Raw genomic sequence first — 1,541 nt, 5'->3', positions numbered from 1 at the left:
ATTTTTTAATTGAGAGTTTGATCCTGGCTCAGGACGAACGCTGGCGGCGCGCTTAACACATGCAAGTCGAGCGATGAAACTTTAACAGAACCCTTCGGGGCGAAGATAAAGTGGATTAGCGGCGGACGGGTGAGTAACACGTGAGTAACCTGCCTTAGACATTGGGATAGCCTCGGGAAACCGGGATTAATACCAAATAAAATCATAATGACACATGTCATAACGATCAAAACTCCGGTGGTCTAAGATGGACTCGCGTCCCATTAGCTAGTTGGTAGAGTAAAAGCCTACCAAGGCGACGATGGGTAGCCGGCCTGAGAGGGTGAACGGCCACATTGGAACTGAGAAACGGTCCAAACTCCTACGGGAGGCAGCAGTGGGGAATATTGCACAATGGAGGGAACTCTGATGCAGCGACGCCGCGTGAACGAAGAAGGCTTTCGAGTCGTAAAGTTCTTTTATATGGGAAGATAATGACGGTACCATAAGAAAAAGCCCCGGCTAACTACGTGCCAGCAGCCGCGGTAATACGTAGGGGGCTAGCGTTGTCCGGAATCACTGGGCGTAAAGGGTTCGCAGGCGGAAATGCAAGTCAGATGTAAAAGGCAGTAGCTTAACTACTGTAAGCATTTGAAACTGCATATCTTGAGAAGAGTAGAGGTAAGTGGAATTTTTAGTGTAGCGGTGAAATGCGTAGATATTAAAAAGAATACCGGTGGCGAAGGCGACTTACTGGGCTCATTCTGACGCTGAGGAACGAAAGCGTGGGTAGCAAACAGGATTAGATACCCTGGTAGTCCACGCTGTAAACGATGAGTGCTAGGTGTCGGCGAATGTCGGTGCCGCAGTTAACACAATAAGCACTCCGCCTGGGGAGTACGTGCGCAAGCATGAAACTCAAAGGAATTGACGGGGACCCGCACAAGCAGCGGAGCATGTGGTTTAATTCGAAGCAACGCGAAGAACCTTACCAGGGCTTGACATACTGAGGACGTACTTAGAGATAAGTATACTTCTTCGGAAGCCTCAATACAGGTGGTGCATGGTTGTCGTCAGCTCGTGTCGTGAGATGTTGGGTTAAGTCCCGCAACGAGCGCAACCCCTATCTTTAGTTGCCAGCATATAAGATGGGAACTCTAAAGAGACTGCCGATGATAAATCGGAGGAAGGTGGGGATGACGTCAAATCATCATGCCCTATATGCCCTGGGCTACACACGTGCTACAATGGAAGGTACAAAGGGAAGCAACAGAGTGATCTCAAGCAAACCTCAAAAAGCCTTTCCCAGTTCGGATTGTACTCTGCAACTCGAGTACATGAAGATGGAGTTGCTAGTAATCGCAGATCAGAATGCTGCGGTGAATGCGTTCCCGGGTCTTGTACACACCGCCCGTCACACCATGGGAGCTTGTAATACCCGAAGCCTGTGAGCAAACCGCAAGGGAGCAGCAGTCGAAGGTAGGATAAGTGACTGGGGTGAAGTCGTAACAAGGTAGCCGTATCGGAAGGTGCGGCTGGATCACCTCCTTTCTAAGGAAAAT

1 rRNA gene is annotated in these 1,541 nt (G+C 49.6%); it reads left to right on the top strand.

Annotation, left to right across the window (positions count from 1 at the left end):
- The first annotated feature begins 5 nt into the window (after positions 1-5).
- A 16S ribosomal RNA gene (locus tag RH95_RS09065) occupies positions 6-1,530 on the top strand.
- Positions 1,531-1,541: the final 11 nt, after the last annotated feature.

The sequence above is a fragment of the Peptoniphilus rhinitidis 1-13 genome (genome assembly GCF_000246925.1).
GTDB classification, from domain to species: Bacteria; Bacillota; Clostridia; order Tissierellales; family Peptoniphilaceae; genus Peptoniphilus_A; species Peptoniphilus_A lacydonensis.
The sequence above is the reverse complement of the archived record's forward strand: the minus strand, read 5'-3'. Positions and strand labels throughout refer to the sequence as shown.